The organism is Gemmatimonadota bacterium (assembly GCA_030747075.1).
Classification (GTDB): domain Bacteria; phylum ARS69; class ARS69; order ARS69; family ARS69; genus ARS69.
On sequence record JASLLL010000007.1, the window covers coordinates 88,815 to 109,047 of the forward strand.

At 66.0% G+C, this 20,233-nt stretch carries 17 protein-coding genes; all 17 read right to left on the reverse strand.

Translation table 11 applies throughout. The annotated features are described in order from the left end of the window. Positions 1-5 precede the first annotated feature (5 nt). Positions 6-1,355: a nodulation protein NfeD gene (locus QF819_04065; protein MDP6802338.1), complete on the reverse strand. Its 1,350-nt coding sequence runs from the start codon at positions 1,353-1,355 to the stop codon at positions 6-8. Next, on the reverse strand, positions 1,352-3,373 hold the full coding sequence (locus tag QF819_04070; protein ID MDP6802339.1) for an ATP-dependent DNA helicase RecG: 2,022 nt from the start codon (positions 3,371-3,373) through the stop codon (positions 1,352-1,354). Before QF819_04070 ends, QF819_04065 begins: the two co-directional genes overlap by 4 nt. A 23-nt stretch (positions 3,374-3,396) precedes the next feature. Continuing rightward, positions 3,397-4,548, reverse strand: a complete 1,152-nt coding sequence (gene ftsZ / locus QF819_04075; GenBank protein ID MDP6802340.1) for a cell division protein FtsZ — start codon at positions 4,546-4,548, stop codon at positions 3,397-3,399. A 384-nt stretch (positions 4,549-4,932) separates the two neighbouring features. Continuing rightward, positions 4,933-6,165 (reverse strand): cell division protein FtsA, encoded by a 1,233-nt coding sequence (gene ftsA, locus QF819_04080; GenBank protein MDP6802341.1) that lies wholly within the window; start codon positions 6,163-6,165, stop codon positions 4,933-4,935. A 25-nt stretch (positions 6,166-6,190) separates the two neighbouring features. Continuing rightward, positions 6,191-6,982 (reverse strand): FtsQ-type POTRA domain-containing protein, encoded by a 792-nt coding sequence (locus tag QF819_04085; protein MDP6802342.1) that lies wholly within the window; start codon positions 6,980-6,982, stop codon positions 6,191-6,193. Next, the gene (gene murB / locus QF819_04090) at positions 6,979-7,908 is read right to left on the reverse strand and encodes a UDP-N-acetylmuramate dehydrogenase (protein MDP6802343.1); all 930 of its coding nucleotides are present in this window, start codon (positions 7,906-7,908) and stop codon (positions 6,979-6,981) included. Before murB ends, QF819_04085 begins: the two co-directional genes overlap by 4 nt. Further along, on the reverse strand, positions 7,890-9,305 hold the full coding sequence (murC, locus tag QF819_04095; protein MDP6802344.1) for a UDP-N-acetylmuramate--L-alanine ligase: 1,416 nt from the start codon (positions 9,303-9,305) through the stop codon (positions 7,890-7,892). Before murC ends, murB begins: the two co-directional genes overlap by 19 nt. A 9-nt stretch (positions 9,306-9,314) precedes the next feature. Further along, entirely contained in the window at positions 9,315-10,424 is a 1,110-nt protein-coding gene (locus QF819_04100; protein MDP6802345.1) for a UDP-N-acetylglucosamine--N-acetylmuramyl-(pentapeptide) pyrophosphoryl-undecaprenol N-acetylglucosamine transferase, read from the reverse strand. A 19-nt stretch (positions 10,425-10,443) separates the two neighbouring features. After that, complete coding sequence (gene ftsW, locus QF819_04105) at positions 10,444-11,568, reverse strand: putative lipid II flippase FtsW (GenBank protein MDP6802346.1); 1,125 nt, start codon at positions 11,566-11,568, stop codon at positions 10,444-10,446. Beyond that, positions 11,558-12,979 (reverse strand): UDP-N-acetylmuramoyl-L-alanine--D-glutamate ligase, encoded by a 1,422-nt coding sequence (murD, locus tag QF819_04110; protein MDP6802347.1) that lies wholly within the window; start codon positions 12,977-12,979, stop codon positions 11,558-11,560. Before murD ends, ftsW begins: the two co-directional genes overlap by 11 nt. Further along, positions 12,976-14,061, reverse strand: coding sequence for a phospho-N-acetylmuramoyl-pentapeptide-transferase (gene mraY / locus QF819_04115; GenBank protein ID MDP6802348.1), 1,086 nt, complete (start codon positions 14,059-14,061; stop codon positions 12,976-12,978). The genes murD and mraY overlap by 4 nt, the downstream gene beginning before the upstream one ends. Further along, a complete protein-coding gene (gene murF, locus QF819_04120) occupies positions 14,051-15,457 on the reverse strand; it encodes a UDP-N-acetylmuramoyl-tripeptide--D-alanyl-D-alanine ligase (protein MDP6802349.1) in 1,407 nt (468 codons plus the stop codon). Before murF ends, mraY begins: the two co-directional genes overlap by 11 nt. Beyond that, a complete protein-coding gene (locus QF819_04125) occupies positions 15,454-16,986 on the reverse strand; it encodes a UDP-N-acetylmuramoyl-L-alanyl-D-glutamate--2,6-diaminopimelate ligase (protein MDP6802350.1) in 1,533 nt (510 codons plus the stop codon). The genes murF and QF819_04125 overlap by 4 nt, the downstream gene beginning before the upstream one ends. Then, positions 16,983-18,557: a penicillin-binding protein 2 gene (locus tag QF819_04130; protein ID MDP6802351.1), complete on the reverse strand. Its 1,575-nt coding sequence runs from the start codon at positions 18,555-18,557 to the stop codon at positions 16,983-16,985. The genes QF819_04125 and QF819_04130 overlap by 4 nt, the downstream gene beginning before the upstream one ends. 4 nt (positions 18,558-18,561) lie before the next feature. After that, positions 18,562-18,915, reverse strand: a complete 354-nt coding sequence (locus QF819_04135; GenBank protein MDP6802352.1) for a hypothetical protein — start codon at positions 18,913-18,915, stop codon at positions 18,562-18,564. Continuing rightward, positions 18,912-19,880 (reverse strand): 16S rRNA (cytosine(1402)-N(4))-methyltransferase RsmH, encoded by a 969-nt coding sequence (gene rsmH / locus QF819_04140; protein MDP6802353.1) that lies wholly within the window; start codon positions 19,878-19,880, stop codon positions 18,912-18,914. The genes QF819_04135 and rsmH overlap by 4 nt, the downstream gene beginning before the upstream one ends. A 73-nt stretch (positions 19,881-19,953) precedes the next feature. Further along, positions 19,954-20,233 (reverse strand): hypothetical protein (locus QF819_04145; GenBank protein MDP6802354.1); only part of this gene is annotated, 280 nt, incomplete at its 5' end.

The window sequence follows — 20,233 nt, forward strand, 5'->3', positions numbered from 1 at the left end:
GACGATCACCTCCCGGTTTGGTTCAAGTCCGTGGACACCGGCGAATTCTCACCCTCCGGAGCGGTGCTCCGCACTCGAAGGAGAAGACCCTCGACGCTCTCCACCTGAACAGCGGTTCCCCGTTCCATGACTTCCGACGCATGCGCATCCCACAACTCCCCGCGCACCGACACTTTTCCCTTCGGCGCAAGCCGGGTCGCGGCGGTTCCCGTAAGCCCCACGAGGCCTTCGCGACCGGTGACCGGCTTTCGGCGCATCGCACGCACGGAAAGCGACACCGCCACCGCAAAGAGCCCCGCGATGAAGAGGGTCAAGGGCAGGATCACGCGAAGAGAAGCACGAAGCGCAGGCTCCGGCGAATCGAAAAGCATGAGGCCGCCGAGCACGCTGGACGCAAGCCCGGCCACCGTCAGCATTCCATGGCTGGCCACCTTGACCTCCAGAAGCAGAAACACGCCCCCCAGCAGCAGCAGCAGCAATCCGGCAGCGCTGATGGGAAGCGTCTGCATGGAGAAGAGTGCAAGAACCAGAAAGACCGCCCCGACCACGCCGGGGAGGATGACGCCCGGATTCGAAAGTTCGAAGAAGAGACCGTAGAACCCGAGGATCAGAAGGAAGTAGGCGACATTCGGATTGGCCAGCAGCGCCAGGATACGGAACCGAAGGTCCACCTCCTGCCTTGCAATCCGGGCGTCAGTCAGCAGAAGAGTGACTTCGCCGGAGGGGGTCGCGACGATGCACCCGTCCGCTTCCGCCAGGAGTTCCTCCACGCTGTCGGCGATCAGATCGATCGCGCCCGCGTCCAACGCCTCCTCGGATGTACTGGACACGGCTTCCCGCACCGTGGACTCCGCCCACTCAACGCTTCTCCCCCGGCGTTGGGCAATCGTCCGAATGAACGCCGCCGCATCGTTCTGGATCTTGCTGCCCATGGTACTGTCCGGTGAGTCACCACCTCCCATCATCACGGGGGACGCCGCGCCGATATTCGTTCCCGGGGCCATTGCCGCAACATGGCCGGCCAGCGTGATGAACGCCCCCGCGGAGGCGGCGCGGGCTCCCGCCGGGCCCACCCACACAAGGACCGGCACTTCCGAATGCAGAATCTCCGTCACGATATCCCGCGTCGCGTCCAGAAGCCCCCCCGGGGTATCCAGCTCCAGCACGAACGCCTCCGCCCCGGCCGCGTGCGCTTCGTCCAACGCCTTCGCCACGACATCCGCGGTCACCGGCGTAATGGCGTCGTCCCAGCGGAGCAGATGGACGAGGGGCTGCTCCGATGCCCCGCCCGAAGCCGCCAAGAGCACGACGGCCGCGGCAGCCAGTCCAGCCACCTGCCACCATGATTGCTTCATGTTCGCTCCTCCCCCGATGGAATCCGCAAGCCGTCCAGCATGGCTTCCGCCGCCACGCGTGCACGCTCCGCCAGAGAGGCGATCCGCTTCCCCGCACCGGGGCCCAACCCGGCGAACAGACCTTCGTGACCGCTCTGTCGAAGCCCCAAGAGTTCCCCGGGCCCGCGCATCGCAAGGTCGATCTCCGCGAGGCGAAGCCCGTCCGACACTTCCACGAGCGTCTCAAGGCGCTCGCGGGAACCGGCCGGAGCGCTCTCCGACTCGACCAGCCAACAGTACCCCTTCTGGCCGCGTCGCGCGATGCGTCCTCGCAACTGATGAAGCTGGGCCAGCCCGAGGCGATCCGCCCCCTCCACCCAGAGAATCGACGCGCCCGGCACATCAATCCCCACCTCGATGACGGTGGTGGCGACCAGTGCGCGCAAGTGCCCCTCGGCGAATCGCTCCAGAATCTGCTCCCGCCTGCCCGCCGGAACGCGACCGTGCACCAGTGCCACGGACTCCTCACCCGCAAGTTCAGCCATCTCACGGAAGAGGCCTTCGGCGCCTTCCTCTTCGCCGTCAATGCGAGGCCGGACAAGGAACGCCTGCTGACCCTCCCCCATGCGGTCATGCACCCAGCGAAGGCCTGCGCGCCGCTTGTTTCGTGGAACCAGGCGCGTGGTGACTTCGCCTGATGCGTCCGCGCGCGGCTGGAGCATGGAGAGATCCGAGTCGCCAAACGAAAGCAGCGCCAGCGTGCGCGGGATCGGCGTGGCGGACATCACGAGAAGGTGCGGACGGTCCCCCTTGCTTTGAAGCGTCTGGCGTTGCCGGACTCCGAAGCGATGCTGTTCATCCACAATGACCAGCCCCAGCTTCTGGAATCGCGTGGCCTCCGACAGGAGCGCGTGAGTGCCCACCGCAAGGCGGGCCTCCCCGGTCGCCAGGTGTTCCCGCGCGACCCGGGCTTCCCCGGCCGGGAGCGACCCCGTGAGAAGGACGGAACTCTTCGCCACCCGTGGGCTGAGCGTCTCCAGCGTGCGGAAGTGCTGGCGCGCCAGAAGGTCCGTCGGCGCGAGAAGAGCCGACTGCCACCCTCTGGAGGCCGCTTCGCAGATCGCGGCCAGCGCGACCACCGTCTTTCCGGAACCGACCTCCCCGGCAAGCAGCCGCTCCATGGGGTGCGTGCGAGCCAGGTCGACCGTGATCTCCTCGACCGCCTGGCGCTGCGACTCGGACAGGGGAAACGGAAGCTCCCCAACCAGCGCGGCCGCGCCGGTGCCTCTCCCGTCTGACTTCGGGGCCGGAAGCATCCTTCGGGCTCGATTGCGACGACACAGATTCCACTCCAGCCGAAAAAACTCGTCGAACAGGAGACGCTCCCGACCGCGCTCCGCATCCGCAAGATCCTGCGGGCGATGCACGGCGTGCAATGCCTCCGCGAGCGAGACGACCTTCGCCAGCCTTCGCACTTCCTCGGGAAGAGGATCGGGCGGCATCGGGTCGCGCAGCGCATGACCGACCAGTTCCCGAAGAAGGCGCTGCCCGATACCCTCCGTGAGCGGATAGACCGGGCGAGTGCCCTGAAGGCGCATGGGCACTTCTGCGTCGACCGTCTTCAGCCGCGCAAACTCGGGGTGCACCAGCGCTCCCTTCTCGGAGAGCCTTCCCGACAGCGCCACGGCAACCCCGCTGGAGAGTTCGCGCGAGAGATAGCCCGCGCGGAACCACATGGCTTCCATGCGTCCGGTGTCGTCTTTGAGCTGGATCCGAAGAGTGGAGCGCCCGCGTCGGTGCAGGGTGCTGCGCGAGATGACGCCCCGCACCACGACCCACGAACCCGCAGACTGAGCTCGCGCTGAGGCAATCGAGCGAAGCCCCCCGCGATCCTCAAAGGAACGCGGCACATGGCGAAGGAGATCGGCAACGGTGTCAATGCCCAGATGCTTCAGGCGGGCGGCCCTCACAGGACCGACGCCGGGAAGCCGGACAATGGAGTCCTCGGGGACGGGGGTCCCCCTCTGCGTCGGGATCACCGGGTCCTCCCCCGGCGCCGCGATCAGTCCATCTGCTTTCGCAGGAATGTGGGCGTCTCCAGATCGTCGTCCACAAAGGAGCGGATCACGCGCTTTGTCGGCTCTCCTCTGGTCTCCGCTCGTCTGAAGGCGGGTCGATCAAGATCTCCGCCCAGCGGCACGACCCGAGGTTCCATGGACGAAGAGGCGGAGTCGACCCGCATCCCCTCCTCTCCCTCTGCACCGATTCCGGTCGCAATCACCGTGACCTGGATCTCGCCGGCCCGATCGGGATCGATGACCGCGCCGAAGAACAGGTTGGCATCCTCGCCGGCCGCTTCGTGAATGACGGAAGTGGCGCTGCTCACATCGCTCAGCGAGAGATCCTCCCCGCCGGTGATGCTGACCAGCACGCCTCGAGCCCCTGAGATGGAGACCTCTTCCAGGAGCGGACTGGTTACGGCCACGCGGGCCGCCGCTTCCGCACGCGCCTCACCCTCTGCGGTTCCGGTGCCCATGAGAGCGTCACCCATCTTCGACATGACCGTCCTGACATCCGCGAAGTCCAGGTTGACAAGCCCGGGGACGGCAATCAGGTCCGAAATACCGCGAGTGGCCTGCATGAGGACATCATCTGCCATGCGGAACGCTTCGGACAGAGGGGTGTCGTCCTGAACGATCGAGAGGAGTCGCTGGTTGGGGATGACGATCAGCGTGTCCACATGGTCCTTGAGCGCAAGCAACCCTTCCCGCGCTTGACGGATGCGCGGGGTGCCCTCGAACTCGAAGGGCCTGCTGACCACAGCCACCGTCAGCGCGTTCATTTCCTTGGCGATCTCCGCGATGACCGGCGCGGCACCCGTTCCGGTGCCCCCGCCCATTCCAGCGGTGACGAACACCATGTCCGAACCTTCCAGGGCCTCGGCGACGGCATCCCGGCTCTCTTCCACCGCGCGGCGCCCGACCTCCGGGTTTCCCCCGGATCCAAGTCCCCGCGTCACTGTCTCTCCGAGCTGGAGGCGCACGGGCGCGGAAGACGCGCCAAGAGCCTGCAGATCCGTGTTGGCCGCAATGAAGTCGCAGCCGGTCAGACCGGCTTTCAGCATTCTGTTGATGGCGTTGCCGCCCGCTCCGCCGACGCCGATCACTCGGATCGTCGCGAGGCGCTGCACATCCTCGGCATACTCGAAAGGCATGGACTCCCCCCCCACCACACTCACCCGGGCCGAGCGGCCCTCCCAACCACACAACCATTGGATACCACCTGGCAGGGTCTTTGCCTAGCCCGGATTTCTACTTTCGGGTGGCGGGAGGATTCGTCCGGGGAGTGAATGGCAAGAAGGCCAGGTCCCCTTCCCCCGGGACCTCCACCGAAGCCAGGTCCCCGTCCCCCAAGACCTCGACTAGTTCGGGTGGCGGGAGGGTTCGTCGCGAGGGTTCGTCAGGGGAGTGAGTGGCAAGGAGTCGGGCCGGGATCGACCGGAGGCGGGGCCATGGCCCCGTCGAGGATCGATCGCGGCCCAGCGACGCAGCCAATCTCCCCCTGCCGAAGCCGCAGCAGAACCCTCCCGCCACCCGAACTAGAAGAAGTCCTCGACCCACCGCTTCATCTGCCCGGCCAGGCGCCCCAGCGCTTTCCCGCCCCCGAATGACGGGCGGCCCTGCTCGTCGTCTTCACGATGCGCATACCGGACAAGGCCGACAGCCGTGGCAAGATCGGGTGAATCAACGCCTTCGGGATACTCCGCCAGTCCGAACGGTGCCCCCTGCTTTGCGGGGAGGTTGAACATCCGCTCCGCCATTTCCAGCGTTCCGGAGAGCTGACTGCCTCCTCCGGTGAGCACAAGGCCTGCCGCGAGAAGGTCCCAGTAGTCGGTCTTCTTCACTTCGCGGTAGGACAGCGCCAGGATCTCCTCCATTCGCGGCTGCACAATCTGGTTCAGGATGCTGCGGCTCACGGTTCGCTCCGGTCGGCCGTTGACTCCGGGTACCGTGATCTCTTCCTCCAGACCTTCCTCGGGACGAAGCGTTGCGTGCGCGCGTTTGATCTCGTCCGCTGCGGCAAGAGGTGTCCGGAGCCCGATGGCGATGTCGTTCGTGACATTCGTCCCCCCGACTCCGACCACCGCCGTGTGCTTCAGTCCGCCATCCGCGAAGACTGCCACATCCGTCGTGCCCCCGCCGATATCCACCAGGACCGCTCCCAGTTCCATTTCGTCCTGAGTGAGAACGGCGGTGCTCGCGGCAACCGACCCCAGGACGACGCGTTCCACTTCCAGCCCGGCTCGACGCACGCACTTCAGGAGATTCTGAATGGGAGTGGAAGCACCCGTGATGATGTGAACTTCCGTCTCAAGACGCACACCCGTCATGCCCACGGGATCGTGAATCCCGCCCTGATCGTCCACCGTGAACTCCTGCGGCATCACATGGATGATCTCCCGGTCCCCCGGAAGCGCGATGGCACGCGCGGCTTCGATGACGCGCTCCACATCGCCGCGCGAGATCTCGTTGTCCGGGTTGCGGACCGCGATGACTCCGCGGCTGTTGATGCTCTTGATGTGATCTCCGGCGATCCCCACGGTGACCGATTCCACGGAAGTCCCCGCCTGCGTCTCCGCGATCTCCATGGCTGCTTCGATGGAGTCGATCGTCCGCTCCAGATTGATCACGACGCCCTTCTTGATGCCGCGGGTGGGGCTCATGCCCAGCCCCTGGATCTCCAGGAGCCCGTCGTCGTTGGGTGCTGCAATCACTGCTGCAGTGCGGGTACTCCCCAGATCGAGTCCCGCGAGGATTCCATTCGATGCCATTCCCGCTCCCGCCCTTGGATGTCCGTCAGCGTCCAGCCGACCGTCCGGGCCGCCAGACCGCCGTCTCCCCTGTGATCACACGCAGCGTACCCTGTCTCCCCCCCTCGGAGTCCAGCCTTTCGCGAAGAAACGCCGACACATTGCGAACCGCGTCCCCCGGTGGTACCGCCTCCCAGATCACCGCTGTGAAGCCCTCGCCCGGCAGTTCCAGCTTGAGCTCCCCCCCCGGCATGAGCGTGATGATACAGCGTGCTTCGAATGCGCCCGCTCCCTCAAGCAGTTGTGCCAGCTCTACCGCCCGGCGAAGGCCGTCGACATCCAGCCCCGTTTCCGGTGATCCCACGCCCCGGATTCTCGGGAGAGTCGGCCCCGGTTCTCCCGCCGGGAGGATTCGCAGGCCCGCCGACACGCCCACGAGTAACCCGTCCCAGACGAGCCCCGCGACGGCATGGGCCTCTCGCACCTCCAGCTTCACAACCCGGGGGGAGGGACGCAGCACACGGGCCTCCCGGACCAGAGGGTGTGCGAGGAGCCGATCCCTGGCCTTCGAACCTTCCAGCGCCAGCCAGGAGTCCCCGATGGAGATGCCCGATGTGGCCAGCACTTCTCCTGCCGGAACCCGTTCCGCCCCTTCCACGCGGATGTCGCGAACCGCCAGTCGTGGCCAGGCCGCCAGCGCATACCAGCCGGCCTGTACGCCCCAGCTGGCAATCCCCAGCACCACAAGCCCCCCCGCGAAAAGCGCTGCCCGGCGCCCCGGCCTCGGGACACGCGTGCTTCGGCGACCTCGCCGCCGCCGGGACCTTCCCCGGGTCATGTCACCCCCACGAGTTTCACTTCCAGCTCCAGTTCGACTCCGTGAACCGCCACCACTCGTTCCCGGATGCGCTCAATCAGCCGAAGCACATCCGACGCGGTGGCTTCCCCATTCCGGTTGATCAGGAAGTTTCCGTGCTCTCGCGAGACGCAGGCACCTCCCTCGGTGGCGCCCTTCAGCCCGGCCTGGTCGATCAGTCGCCCCGCGGACTCTCCGGGCGGGTTCTTGAACATGCATCCCGCAGAGCGGGCGCGATCCGGCTGATCCCGGCGTCGGCGCGCCCAGAGTTCTTCGATGGCGGCGCCAACCCTTTCCGGGTCGTCTTCTTCCACCGCAACGCGCCCTGACGCAATGATGAAACCGTCTGGAAGGCGGCACTCGCGATACGCCATCGAGAGGTCTCTCGCCGGGAGCGTCCGAACGGCGCCTTCCCGGTCCACGCCCGTCACCGAGATCAGAACATCTGAAGTCTGACCCGCCCGCGTTCCGGCGTTCGTGGCCACCGCACCACCCCATGTCCCCGGAATCCCCGCACCGAACTCCAGCCCGGCCCATCCTGCGCGGGCCGCCTCCCGCAAGATGCTCCCCCATGGGCTCCCCGCGCCAATCTCGAGAACCCCCGGTTCCACCAGCGCCATTCCTCCCAGCGTTCCGGAGACGCGCACCACCACGCCTTCGAACCCGGCGTCGGCGACCAGGAGGTTCGAGCCGTTTCCCAGAACCAGCACGGTCTCATCCGCTTCGGTCAGGTGGGCTCGGAGCGTCGCCAGGCCTTCCAGTGTCTGCGGCGTCACGAGAATATCTGCCGGGCCACCGATGCGAAGGGTGGTGAGGCGGTTCAGCAGAACGCCGGTCCGCACCATCAGATCCGGCAGACCACTCAACTGATCCGCAAGCGGGCACGGCTTCACCGCGCCGGTGCGCAAAGGCTCTCCGGGAGACCCGCTGGACTCGCGGCCAGTTTCGCCGCGAGAAGATCACCTGCCTTCCAGACATCCCCTGCTCCGAGAGTCAGGACCAGGTCTCCGGCGCGCACCTCCGGCAGGAGAAGGTCCACCGCTTTCTCCCATTGCGCCGCGATCTCCACTGCGGGCGCCCCGGCCTCTCGGGCGGCCCGGGCGATCATTTCTGCATCCACCCCGGGGATCGGATCCTCTCCGGCGGCGTAGATCGAAGTGACAACAAGCCGATCCGTCAGAGCCAGCGCAGGACCAAACTCTTCGGCCAGATCCCGCGTGCGGCTGTATCGATGCGGCTGAAACAGGGCCACAACCCGGCGGTCCGGCCAGCACTCACGCACAGCCGACAGCGTGGCCGCGATCTCCGTCGGATGGTGTGCATAGTCGTCGATCACCAGTACGCCATCCGCGTCGGAGCGAATCTCCAGCCGTCTTGCAATCCCGCCGAACTCCTCCAACGCCTCTCGAATCTCCTCGAAGTCCACACCGAGATCCCGAGCCACACAGATGGCCGCCAGTGCGTTCCGAACGCTGTGGTCTCCCGGCATGGCCAGCGACACGCGGCCCAGTTCGCAATCATTCTCAAAAACGGTGAACGAGCAGCGCCCATCCTCCATGCGTTTGTCTGCGGCTCGCACGGTCGCGTCTTCTGAAAACCCGTAAGTGATGACTCGCCTCTCCAGATCCGGCAGGAGGCCGCGCGTTCGCTCATCATCCACGCAGAGAATGGCCGCACCATAGAAGGGTACGCTGTTCGCAAAGCGCAGGAAGGTCTCGCGAATGCGTTCTTCCGATCCGTAGTAGTCCAGGTGCTCGCGATCGATGTTCGTAATCACTGCCAGTGCGGGGCTGAGACGCAAGAAGGAACCATCCGACTCGTCCGCCTCCGCCACAAGCACGCGACCGCTCCCCAGTCTGGCGTGGACGCTCCACGCACGAAGCCTCCCCCCCACGACGATGGTCGGGTCCAGCCCGCCTCGTGCCACAGCAAGCGCCGTGAGCCATGTCGTGGTTGTCTTGCCGTGAGACCCACCCACCGCCACACCGAACTTCATGCGCATGAGCTCTGCAAGCATCTCTGCCCGCGGGATCACCGGGACACCCGCGCTCCGGGCTGCCTGAACCTCGGCGTTGGTGTCGGAGACAGCGGACGAAATCACCACAACCTGCGCGTCGCCGAGGTGCGCGGCGGCGTGCCCGATCTCCACCCGGCACCCCAGCTCCTTCAGGCGGTGGGTGACATCACCCTCGACCAGATCGGACCCGGAGACCTCGTATCCCAGATTGGCCAGCACCTCGGCGATGCCGCACATACCGGTGCCGCCAATCCCCACGAAGTGGATGTTTCGAATCTTGTGGAACATCCCCACCCCTCAACCTCCCTGCTTCTCGAGAAACCGCTGGCACGCCAGTGCCAGCACCGAACGGGCCGAAGACCGGCTCTCCGCCCGGCACGCCCTCGACATGGCCTCGCGGGTGGGAGCGTCTCGCAGCAGACGCTCCACCAGTCGTCCCAGCGACTCGGTGGTAAGGTCTTCTTCCGGAAGGACTCGCGCGGCCCCCGCCGCTTCCCGCTCTCGGGCATTCTCCATCTGGTGGCCGCCCGCGGCAAATGGAAAAGGTACCAGCACGGCAGGAACTCCCGCCGCCGACAGCTCCGCCAGCGTGGTCGCTCCGGCCCGCGCCACCACAAGATCCGCGGCCGCGTAGGCGTCTCCGATCGCTTCGATGAAGGGCACCGTACGCACGCTCTCCGGCAGAGGTTCGGCCGCGGTCGAGTCCAGCCCGAAGCCCCGGTCCCCCGTCTGAATGATCCAGCTCACGCCCTCGCAGGTCTTCCCGTCCCGCGCCACGCCGAAAGCCGCGTGCGCCACGGCCCGCGCCCCCTGGCTTCCACCCAGCACCAGCACCACGCGGCCATTCGCGGAGAGCCCGAGTTCCGTCAGGAACCGCTCCCCGTCTCCTTCCTCCACCGACCGACGAACGGGCGTTCCGGTGACTCGTGCCCGAGAACGGCGCGGCAGGCGCGTCATCGCGACGGCATCCGAGACATGGACCTCGGTCGCGAAGAGCGAAGAGATGCGCGTCGCAACCCCTGGCAGGCGATTCTGCTCCAGCACCAACGCCGGGATTCGCATCACCCACGCCAGAAAGACAAAAGGCCCGGAGACATATCCCCCGGTCCCTACCACGACCTTCGGACGAACTCTTCTGAGCAATCGCCATGTGTCCAGGAAACCCGCAACCAGATAGTACGGTAGCGTCAGCCACGACCACCCGGGTCGCCGGGCCAGCCCGCGCATACGCACGAAGTCCGGTTCAAAGCCCGCTTGCCGAATCCACTCCGCACCCGGCTTCCCGGATGCGACCGCAAAGCGGACCGAAACCCCCTGCTGCTTTGCGGTCAGTTCCTCGGCCAGCGCGATTCCCGGGTAGATGTGCCCGCCCGTTCCGGAGGCGGCGATAAGAACTCCGCCATTCATCAACCCTCTCCGAATCCGCTCATGCCACCACGCGTCGACGGCGCCCTCCGGTACGCGCCGAGATCGACAGCAGGATCCCCACTGCGCCCAGATTCATGACCATGGCCGATCCCCCATAGCTAATGAAGGGAAGCGGCATACCCGCTGTCGGAACGAGTCCCAACACCACCAGGATATTCATCATCGCGACGAGCGCGACCATCATCGTCAACCCCAGTGCCAGAAACCTGCCGAACAGATCCGGTGCGCGATGGGCCACGCGAACCCCCCGCCACAGAAACATCGCGAACAGCGCGACAACCAGAACCGTCCCCACAAGTCCGAACTCCTCACCGAGGATCGCAAACACGAAGTCCGTGTGCGAGTCCGGAAGGAAGAACTCCGCCTGTCGCCCCTCTCCCGGCCCCATTCCGATCAGCCCCCCCGACCCCAGGGCAACAAACGACTGATGGATCTGATAGCCGGCGTTCTGCGGGTCTCCCCCTTGGAGAAATGTGTTGAAACGCCGGGCAATGTGACTCTGCTGCGCTCCGAGGATCGCCACCACCGGGAGAACACATGCGCCGGATGCCATCATATGCGTAAGACGAGCCCCACCGAAGAAGAGCATCGCGCCGGTCAGGAGTGAGATCGCAAGAACATTCCCATAGTTCGGTTGCTTCATGAGAAGCACGACAAAGACCCCGGCGACCGTACAGATCGGGGCGAAGCCGCGCCGATAGTCCCGGATGCGGCCTTCACCCTGGGAGAGAATGTGGGCGATGTAGACAACCAGTGCCATCTTCGCCAGTTCCGCTGGCTGCACCGCTGTGAAGCCAAGGTCGATCCAGCGAGTCGCACCCTTGCGAGTCACGGCCCACGGGAAGTCGGGTACGAGCGTCATCGCCAACAGCACGATGGAAGCTCCGATCATCGGCATGGCCAGTCGGCGGGTTACGCGATAGTCGATCCTCGAGAAGAGGAACATCGTAATCAACCCGAGGCCCACCATGGACATGTGACGCAGGAACATCGCGGTGCTGTTCCCGAAGTACCTCTGCGAAACCGGCGTGGTCGAAGAGAAAACTGCGGTGCTTCCGATAGCAAGCAGCACGAGCACGGTGCCGAAGAGCACGGGATCCCCCCCGGTGCCCCTAGCCTTCATAGGTCTCCTCCTTGCGGCCTGAACCGCCGGTCAGTTGCCGGACAAGATCCCTGAAGGTCTCGCCTCGATGAGCGTAGTGGTCAAACTGATCAAAGCTCGCGCATCCGGGTGACAGCAATACTCGGTCGCCCGGTTGTGCGAGGGCCGCCGCCTGCGCGACGGCCTTCTCCAGCGTCCCCGAGCGCACCAGATCCGTGGCTCCGCGGAATGCGTCCTCCAGCAGCGAGCTGTCTTCCCCGATCAGAAAGACGGCGCGCGCGCCTTTTCCCACCGACTCTCTCACGCTCCGGAAGTCGCAGCCTTTGGCAACCCCTCCGGCGATCAGAATGGTCGGCACCTCTGCCTCCAGCGCCTTGGCGAGGCTTCCCGGGTTCGTGCTCTTCGAGTCGTTCACCCATTCGACGCCTCCGAGGGTCGCCACGGTCTCCATGCGATGCGGGAGCCCCCGAAACTCCCGCGCGCCGTCCGAGATGGCGTCCGCGGAGAGCCCGATGACCCGCGCTGCCAGAGACGCCGCCAGGAGGTTCTCCAGATTGTGCCCGCCGGGAAGATGCCACTCTGAAAGGGCGAAGACCGGGTCGGTCGCCCCGTCGGCACCCACCAGAGTAATCCGACCGTCCCGGATGAATGCCCCCGGCCCCGTGAAAGGATGCCGCCGGAAAAGGCGCGTCTGCGCCGGGAGCGTTGCGGCCCAGTCCGCAAGCACGGGATCGTCGCCGTTTAGAATGGCCACATCGCGCGGCTTCTGGTTTGCGAAGAGTCGCCGCTTCGACGCCGTGTAATGCTCGCTGTTGCCGTGCCAGTCGAAGTGGTCTTCGCCGAGGTTCAGGAGAACCGCCACATCCGGGCGAAACTCCTCGCAGGTGGCCAGCTGGAAGCTCGACACCTCCGCCACGACAAGGTCCCACTCTTCCCCGGCCAGCGAAGAGAGCGGCGTACCGACATTCCCTGCCACCGCGGTTCGTTGCCCGGCTGCCCGTCCCATGGCACCCAGCAGTTCCACGGTGGTGGTCTTGCCGTTCGTGCCGGTCACCGCGATCATCGGCGCGTCCAGAAACCACCAGCCCAGCTCGAGTTCGCTGCGCACCGGCAGTCCGTTTGCCCGAGCCTCGTCTAAGACGGGATTGCCGGGAGGGACACCCGGGCTTGCGATCACGAGATCCGCCCCCCGGAGCACTTCGGGACAATCCCCGCCGAGCCAGCCGTCGCCTCCGGGAATGCCTTCGCCCGAAACACCGAGTTCCGCCGCGCACCCCTGATCCGTCACGCGCACCTTTGCGCCCGCCCGCTGGAGAAGAGCGGCCGCCGCCTTTCCGCTTCGGCCATACCCGAGCACCACGACCACGGCGTTCTCCAGGCAGGGCCCTCTTGCATTCAGCAGAGTCCGCGCGATGCCCGCTTCCCCTTTCATCTCAACTTCAGCGTGGACAGCGACAGCAGCGCAAGAAGCCCCGCCACGATCCAGAATCGAACCACGACCTTGTTCTCCGCCCACCCCATCAACTCAAAGTGATGGTGAATGGGGGCCATGCGGAAGATCCGCTTCCCGCGGATCTTGAACGATGCCACCTGGAGAATCACGGAGACCGCCTCGAGCACGAAGAGACCCCCCACCATGGCCAGAATCAGCTCCATCTTGAGGAGGATGGCCACGGTTCCCAGTGCCCCTCCCAGCGCGAGTGACCCTGTGTCCCCCATGAAGACTTCCGCAGGGTGCGCGTTGTACCAGAGGAAGCCGAGCGCGGCGCCCAGCATGGACGCACAGAAGACCGCCAGTTCGCCGCTTCCCTGCAGATACGGGATCTTCAGGTATTCGGAGAACCCTGCGTGCCCGGACACATAGGACAAGCCTGCGAAGGCCAGCGCCGCAAAGACCATGACGCCGATCGCCAGTCCGTCCAGGCCGTCGGTCAGATTCACCGCATTGGATGTCCCGGCGATGACCAGAATCACAAACGGAATGTACGCCCAGCCCAGATCGATCAGCGTCTCCTTGAGGAAAGGGACCGTGGTCTGTGTCGCAAGATTCGGATCCTCCGGGTACGCCACGAGAATCGCCCCCACGATCAGTCCCAGCGAAACCTGCCCGGCAATCTTCGCACGGCCGACCAGCCCGCGAGGGTGGCCGCGAACGACCTGCAGGTAATCGTCGAGGAAGCCGATGGCACCCATCCAGAGTGTGGCAAACAGTGCAATGCGAACCTGCGGGCATCTCATGTCCGCCCAGAGAACCGTGGGAAGTACGATGGCGGCCAGAATCAGGAGACCGCCCATGGTCGGAGTCCCGGTCTTGGTCTGATGCGCCGTCGGGCCCTCGTCCCGGACGCGCTTGAGAACTCCACGGTTGCGGAGTTTCGCGATCACCCACGGCCCCAGCACCACCGATAGCGTGAACGCCGTCAGCGCCGCATAGGCAGCCCGAAAGGTAATGTACCGAAACACATTGAAGACGAAGAGCTGGTCGCGAAGCGGATAGAGAAGCTCATACAGCATGATCTTCTCCGCACCGACGCGAGATCAGCTCGTCCACGACGATCTCCAACCCCATGCCGCGTGAACCCTTGACCAGAACGGCGTCCCCCGGACCGACCCATTCGCCCAATGTCCGAGCCGCCGAGTCCGCATCCGACGCGGCGAGAATCTCCGGACGGGTGGACTTCCCGCCCTCGGCATGCGCCGCATGGAGCGCATCCCCCACGAGGATCGCGAAGTCGGGCCCCGTACTCTTCAGGTGCTCCATGAGTTCAGCGTGCAGCGAGGCGGACTCCCCGCCAAGTTCCAGCATGTCTCCGAGAACGACGGCCTTCCGTCCGACTGTTTCCAGTCCGGCGAACCAGTCGAGAGCGGCCACGGCAGACCGGGGGTTTGAGTTGTAGGAGTCGTCTACAAGCAAGGCCCCGCCCACCTCGCGAACCGACAACCGGCCCGGGACCCCTTCGAATGTGGCCAGCGCCTCCAGCCCTCGCGAAATGGGAACCCCGTGGGCTTCACCCAGAGCAAGCGCAAAGAGCGCGTTTCGCACCTGATGGGGGCCGGGGACCATCAGCGAACCCTCGTGACCGCCCGACACACGAAAACGCGTGCCCGCTGTTCCCACCGGAATGAGGTTCTTCGCACGAAGATCGTTCCCCAGGTCGAACCCGACTCGCACGACATGGCGGCTCGCGCGGGACGCGGCCTCCGCCAGATGGAGATCGTCGCCATCCACCACGCAGATGCCCTCGGCGGGCACTGCCGCGAACAGCGCGAGTTTCTCGCCAAGGACACCCTCTACCGACCCGAACCCGTCCAGATGCGCGGGCGCGACATTGGTCAGCGCCGCCGCCGTAGGGCGCGCGATCCCTGCCAGACGAGCGATCTCCCCCGGGCGGGATGCGGCCAGTTCCAGGACGACAGCGTCCGGAGTTCCCTCGATTTCGAGAAGGGTGCGCGACAGCCCTTCGACCGTGTTGAAGTTGCCGGGAGATCGTTCCACCCGGCCGACCCCCGAAAGAACCAGCGCCGTCATCTCCTTCACGCTGGTCTTCCCGACAGATCCCGTAATCCCGATGACCGGACAATCCCATGCGTCACGCACGGAGGCCGCCAGCATGGAGAGCGCGTCCAACGGCTCCGCATGGCGAATCACCGCAGAGCCTCGCGGGAGCGCGCCCGACCATCCGGAGCGCACCACCACGACGGAACAGCCGGACCCGAAGGCTCCCGGGACGAAGTCCTCGCCCCGGAAACTGGCACCATCGAGAGCGAAGAACACATCGCCCGTCCGGGCCACCCGGCTGTCCGTCGTGACGGCGCCCACGCGTACGCCCCCTTCCCCTTCCAGCGTCCCACCCGTGATCCGCGCGACTTCCGCCGCAGTCCAGCGCCCCACCATGACCTCCGGCGTCACTGTGGCTTGTCCACGGAAGCGGCAGCCGCCGCCAGAATCTCCCGTTCGGGGAAGGGGTGGTCGATGCCTGCGACGGACTGAACCGTCTCGTGGCCTTTCCCGACGGCCAGCACGACATCTCCCTCGTCGGCGAGCGTGACCGCCCGCAGAAGCGCCTCCTCCCGATCCGGCACCACCTCCACCCGCTCCCTGCGACACCCCTCCCCCATCATCTGCGCAATGATCTCGTCGGGATCTTCGTTTCGCGGGTTGTCCGCCGTGAAGATGGCCACATCCGCCAGCGTCGAGGCCAGTTCCCCCATGACCGGACGCTTGGACGAATCACGATCGCCGCCGCATCCCAGGACCACGAGAACACGCCCCCGCGCGATCCGGCGAGCCACCTCCAGCGCAAGCCGAAGCCCATCCGGCGTGTGAGCATAGTCCACGAAAGCGTCAAAGCGCCCGGTGTGAACACGCTCGAATCGCCCGGAAGGAAGTTCCGCCTGCTCAAGGCCGCGCACCGTATCCGCCAGCGAGATCCCCATCCCATGGGCCAGCGCCGCCGCCGCCAGGGCGTTTTCGATATTGTGCAATCCCGGCAACCCAATCCGGGTGTCCGCGGATCCCGCCGGAGTGGTGAGGCAAAACGCACTGCCCGAACCGGTCGAACGGACCCCGTGGGCGGTCACATCCCCATCACCACCACCCGTCGAGAAGAGGAGGACCTCTTCTACCCCGTCCCGGATACGATCCGCCCAGGGGTCGTTCGCATTGATGACTGCCCGCGGACCACCGGGGCCCGATCCGGGCGCCAGGAGTTCGCGGAACAGGCGCGCCTTGGAGCGCCCGTACGCGTCCATGTCTCCGTGCCAGTCCAGGTGCTCCGGCGAGAGGTTGAGAAACGCCGCTCCCGCAAAGGACATGCCGTCAACGCGACGAAGGTCCAGAGCATGGGACGAGACCTCCAGCGCCGCCATGCTCGCACCCTGTTCCACCGCGTCCGACAGGGCCGCCTGAAGATCCGGTGCCTCCGGAGTGGTCCGAGCCTGCGGGGAGACACCTGCGGGAAGGCTGGTTCCGAGCGTCCCGATCATCGCGGGCTTCCGACCGGCCACACTCCCGATCGACCGCAGCAGATAGACCGTGGTGGTCTTGCCGTTCGTCCCGGTGACGCCGATCACGGGAAGTCGATCCGCAGGATGCCCCCACGCCCTTGCAGCAAGCATCGCCACCGCGAGACGCGGTTCGTCCGCCTCGACCCATCCGAGGTCGGTGCGATCCGGAGCGGCCACACCGCTGGCAACCACCACGGCGGATGCCCCGCGCTCTCTGGCATCTTCCAGGTAGGCGACCCCGTCCGCGTGCTGTCCCCGCAAGGCCACGAAGACATCGCCCGGTGTGATCTTCCGGGAATCAAGCTGCACTCGTCTCACCGGCAGGTGGCCGCCGCGCAGAACGCGCATCCCGTCCAGACCGCCCACGAGGTCGCTCAGGGTACGGCCCGTCGTTCGCCTTCGGCGTTCACTCATCGCCGCCGCGAAGATCATCCGGCCTTCTCCTCTTCCGGGTTGGAGAGGACCGTTGCGAGTTCGCCCGGTTGCCGCAAAGCCAGAATGCTGCCCTCCACCACCCGCCGGAAACAGGGGGCCGCAATGCTTCCGCCGTACCCCACCCCGCGCGGCGCTTCCACCATGATCGCGCCGACAAGCGTCGGCCGCTCCGCCGGGAGGTATCCCACGAACGATGCAATGTGGCGGCGCGGGTCGTAGCGACCGGTGCGCGGGTCCACATACTGCGCCGTTCCCGTCTTCCCGCAGACACGAAGACCGGGGATCGCGGCCTCTGTCCCGGTGCCTTCGCAGACCACGGCGGCCAGCATGGCGGTGAGGCTCTCGGCAGTGGATCGCGAAATCACACGGCGTACAGCGCGGGGGCGGAAAGACCGCACCAGCGAACCATTCGGCGCCCGCACCTCTCGAACGATCCGGGGCTTCATGAGGAGCCCGCCATTCGCGATGGAGGAGTATGCGCAAGCCAGCTGGACCATGGTGACGGAGACTTCCTGCCCGATGGCGATCGACTCCAGGGAGCGACCCGACCAGTCTGCCGGGCGGCGAAGCGTGCCACTGACCTCGCCCGGAAGATCAATCCCCGTGATGCAGCCGAACCCGAACGCCCGCGCATACTCGTAGAGGCGATTGCGGCCGACCCGTCGCGCCAGGCGTGCCGTTGCGGTATTGATCGACTGCGCGATTGTCTCTTCGACCGTCACCCAGCCATAGTCCTCCTTGTCGTGAAGAGGGCTTCCTCCCGCAAGGCTCATTTCCAGCGAGGATTCCAGCAGCGTCGAAGGAGTCGCAAGGCCCTCTTCCAGCGCGGCCGCCACCGTCACCACCTTGAAGGTGGACCCCGGCTCGTTCCGATCGGTAACGATGCGGTTTCTGCGCGCACCCCACTCTGATGCAGCATAGCGACCCGGGTCGAAACCGGGCCAGCAGCCCATCGCAAGGATGTCTCCGGTACGCGGGTCCATGAACAGGCCCGAAGCGGAACGGGCACCGGTCCTCTCAACGGTCCGACGCAGTTCTCTCTCCAGAACAGACTGGGTGGTGGTATCGAGCGTCAGGTGCAGCGTCGCGCCGTCCTTCGGATCCTGGACGGTGCCCCACGATGCGGAGAACTTGAGACCCCTTCCGTCCCTGCCCACTGTTCGCTCGCCGGGGATACCGCGCACAAGCTCGTCGAAGCGCTCTTCCAGGCCTTCGGCACCGCGACCATCCGCCATGCAGAACCCCACGACATGGGCCCCGGTGGTCCCTTCGGGATAGAGGCGGGAAGGCTCCGTTCGCTCACGAAGATTGCCCGGCAGCGTGATGGCAAGCGGGGTGCCTTCGCGGTCGAGGATGGCTCCACGAGCCGCGGGCAGTTGCTGGCGATGCTCCTGTTGCCTTCTGGCTTCATCCTTCAGGGAGCGCGCCTGGATCACCTGCACCTGAACAAGGCGAGCCACGACCACCATGCCCACAATGCCTGCCAGGACCAATCCGAGAACAACGCGGGACTCAAACCGACCTGCCGCTCTCCGCTTCCCAGCCACCGCCGCCCCCTTCCGCGACACTCCCTCAGCCTGCCTCCCCGCTCACGGAGATCCAGACAACGTCTCCCCACGCCGGAGCCGAAAGCCCCAGACGCCGGTCGGCCAGCGGTGCAATCCTCTCCCAGGTGGACAACCTCGAACGCGCTCCCTCCAGACGCAGGAGCGTGCGTTCCATGGACTCCCGTCGTGAAACGAGGCCGTCACGCTCACGAAGAGCTTCGGAGAGCCGGAGGCGCTCCCACACACAAGAGAAGAGGAGCGGGACGCCGACGACCAGTACGACGACACCCCCCACAACCCGCCGACGATCTCTCCTCCGCCGTCGCGATGTGGCCGCGGCCTGTCCCGCCCTCTCCGCGCTGTTCGTATTCGGACTCAACAGCTCTCTCCCGCATCCGGAAGGCGCTCGGCCGCCCGGAGTTTCGCGCTTCGCGAACGGGGGTTCTTTTCCCGTTCAGAACTCGACGCCACCACCGCCCGGCGCGTCAGAACCTGCAGCCACGCTCGATCTCCTCCGCATCTGCAAAGCGGAGACTCCGGCGGACACTCACAGGCCCGGGCCGCGTCCCGGAATGCCCGCTTCACGCGGCGATCCTCCAGGCTGTGAAAACTGATGGCCGCGACTCTCCCCCCCGGTGCCAGTACGCTCTGTAGACCGTCCAGCAGGCAGTCGAGTTGACCCAGTTCATCATTGACCGCAATCCGCAACGCCTGGAAGACACGCGCCGCCGACTTGGAGCGCCCATCCGGCCGACGCCCTGCAACACCCTCCAGGACCCGACGAAGGTCGGTCGTGGTCTCCATCGCGTCCCGATCCCGCGCCTCCAGAATGGCCCGCGCCACGCGCGGCGCCCGAGGCTCTTCTCCGAACTGCCGGAGGATCCGAATGAGCGCCTCCGGGTCCAGTTCGCTCAAGAACTCCCGGGCGGAGTGCCCCGAGGTCGGGTCGAATCGCATATCGAGCGGCCCGTCGCGCCGAGTGCTGAAGCCCCGTCCCGGGTCGTCGATCTGAGGTGAGCTGACCCCGAGATCCAGCAGGAGTCCGTCCACCGGTCCCCCGGCCCATTCGTGAGCAAGGCGCGGAAGGTCCGCATACGATCCGTGCACGACCTGCGCGCGATCCCCGAATCCGGAGAACCGCCGTCGGACGAACTCCACGGCAGCGGGATCCCGGTCCACGGCAAGAAGGTGGATGTCCGGCCTTCTACGAAGCAACTCCAGGGAGTGGCCGGCGTGCCCCACCGTCCCGTCAACGACGCGTCTTGCGCTTGGCGCAGCCCAGAGGTCCACCGCTTGGTCCAGAAGGACCGGTTCGTGGCGGAAATCCATGGGCCCCCTCTTCATTCGTCGCGTCATCTCAGGAACCGGCAGTCCCCTCGCCTCACACCTCACCACGACACCACCGGCCACCTCTCCCCTAGAGCAGGAACCTCTCCGCACGGTCCTCGAACGACGAAGCATCCGAGGCCATGTGGGTCTCATACCGTTCAGGATCCCAGAGTTCGAAGCGCGAAAGCGCTCCCAGAACCATCACTTCTCCACCCTTCTCAAGCCCGGCCAGTTCCAGCAGTTGAGACGGAACCGTGATCCGGCCCACGCTGTCCATGCGGGCCTCGTAAGTGCTCTCCATGATCTGCCGGACATACAAGCGCGCCTCCCGGGAGTTGGCGGGCAGCGCTTCAAGCACCTGCTGCTGC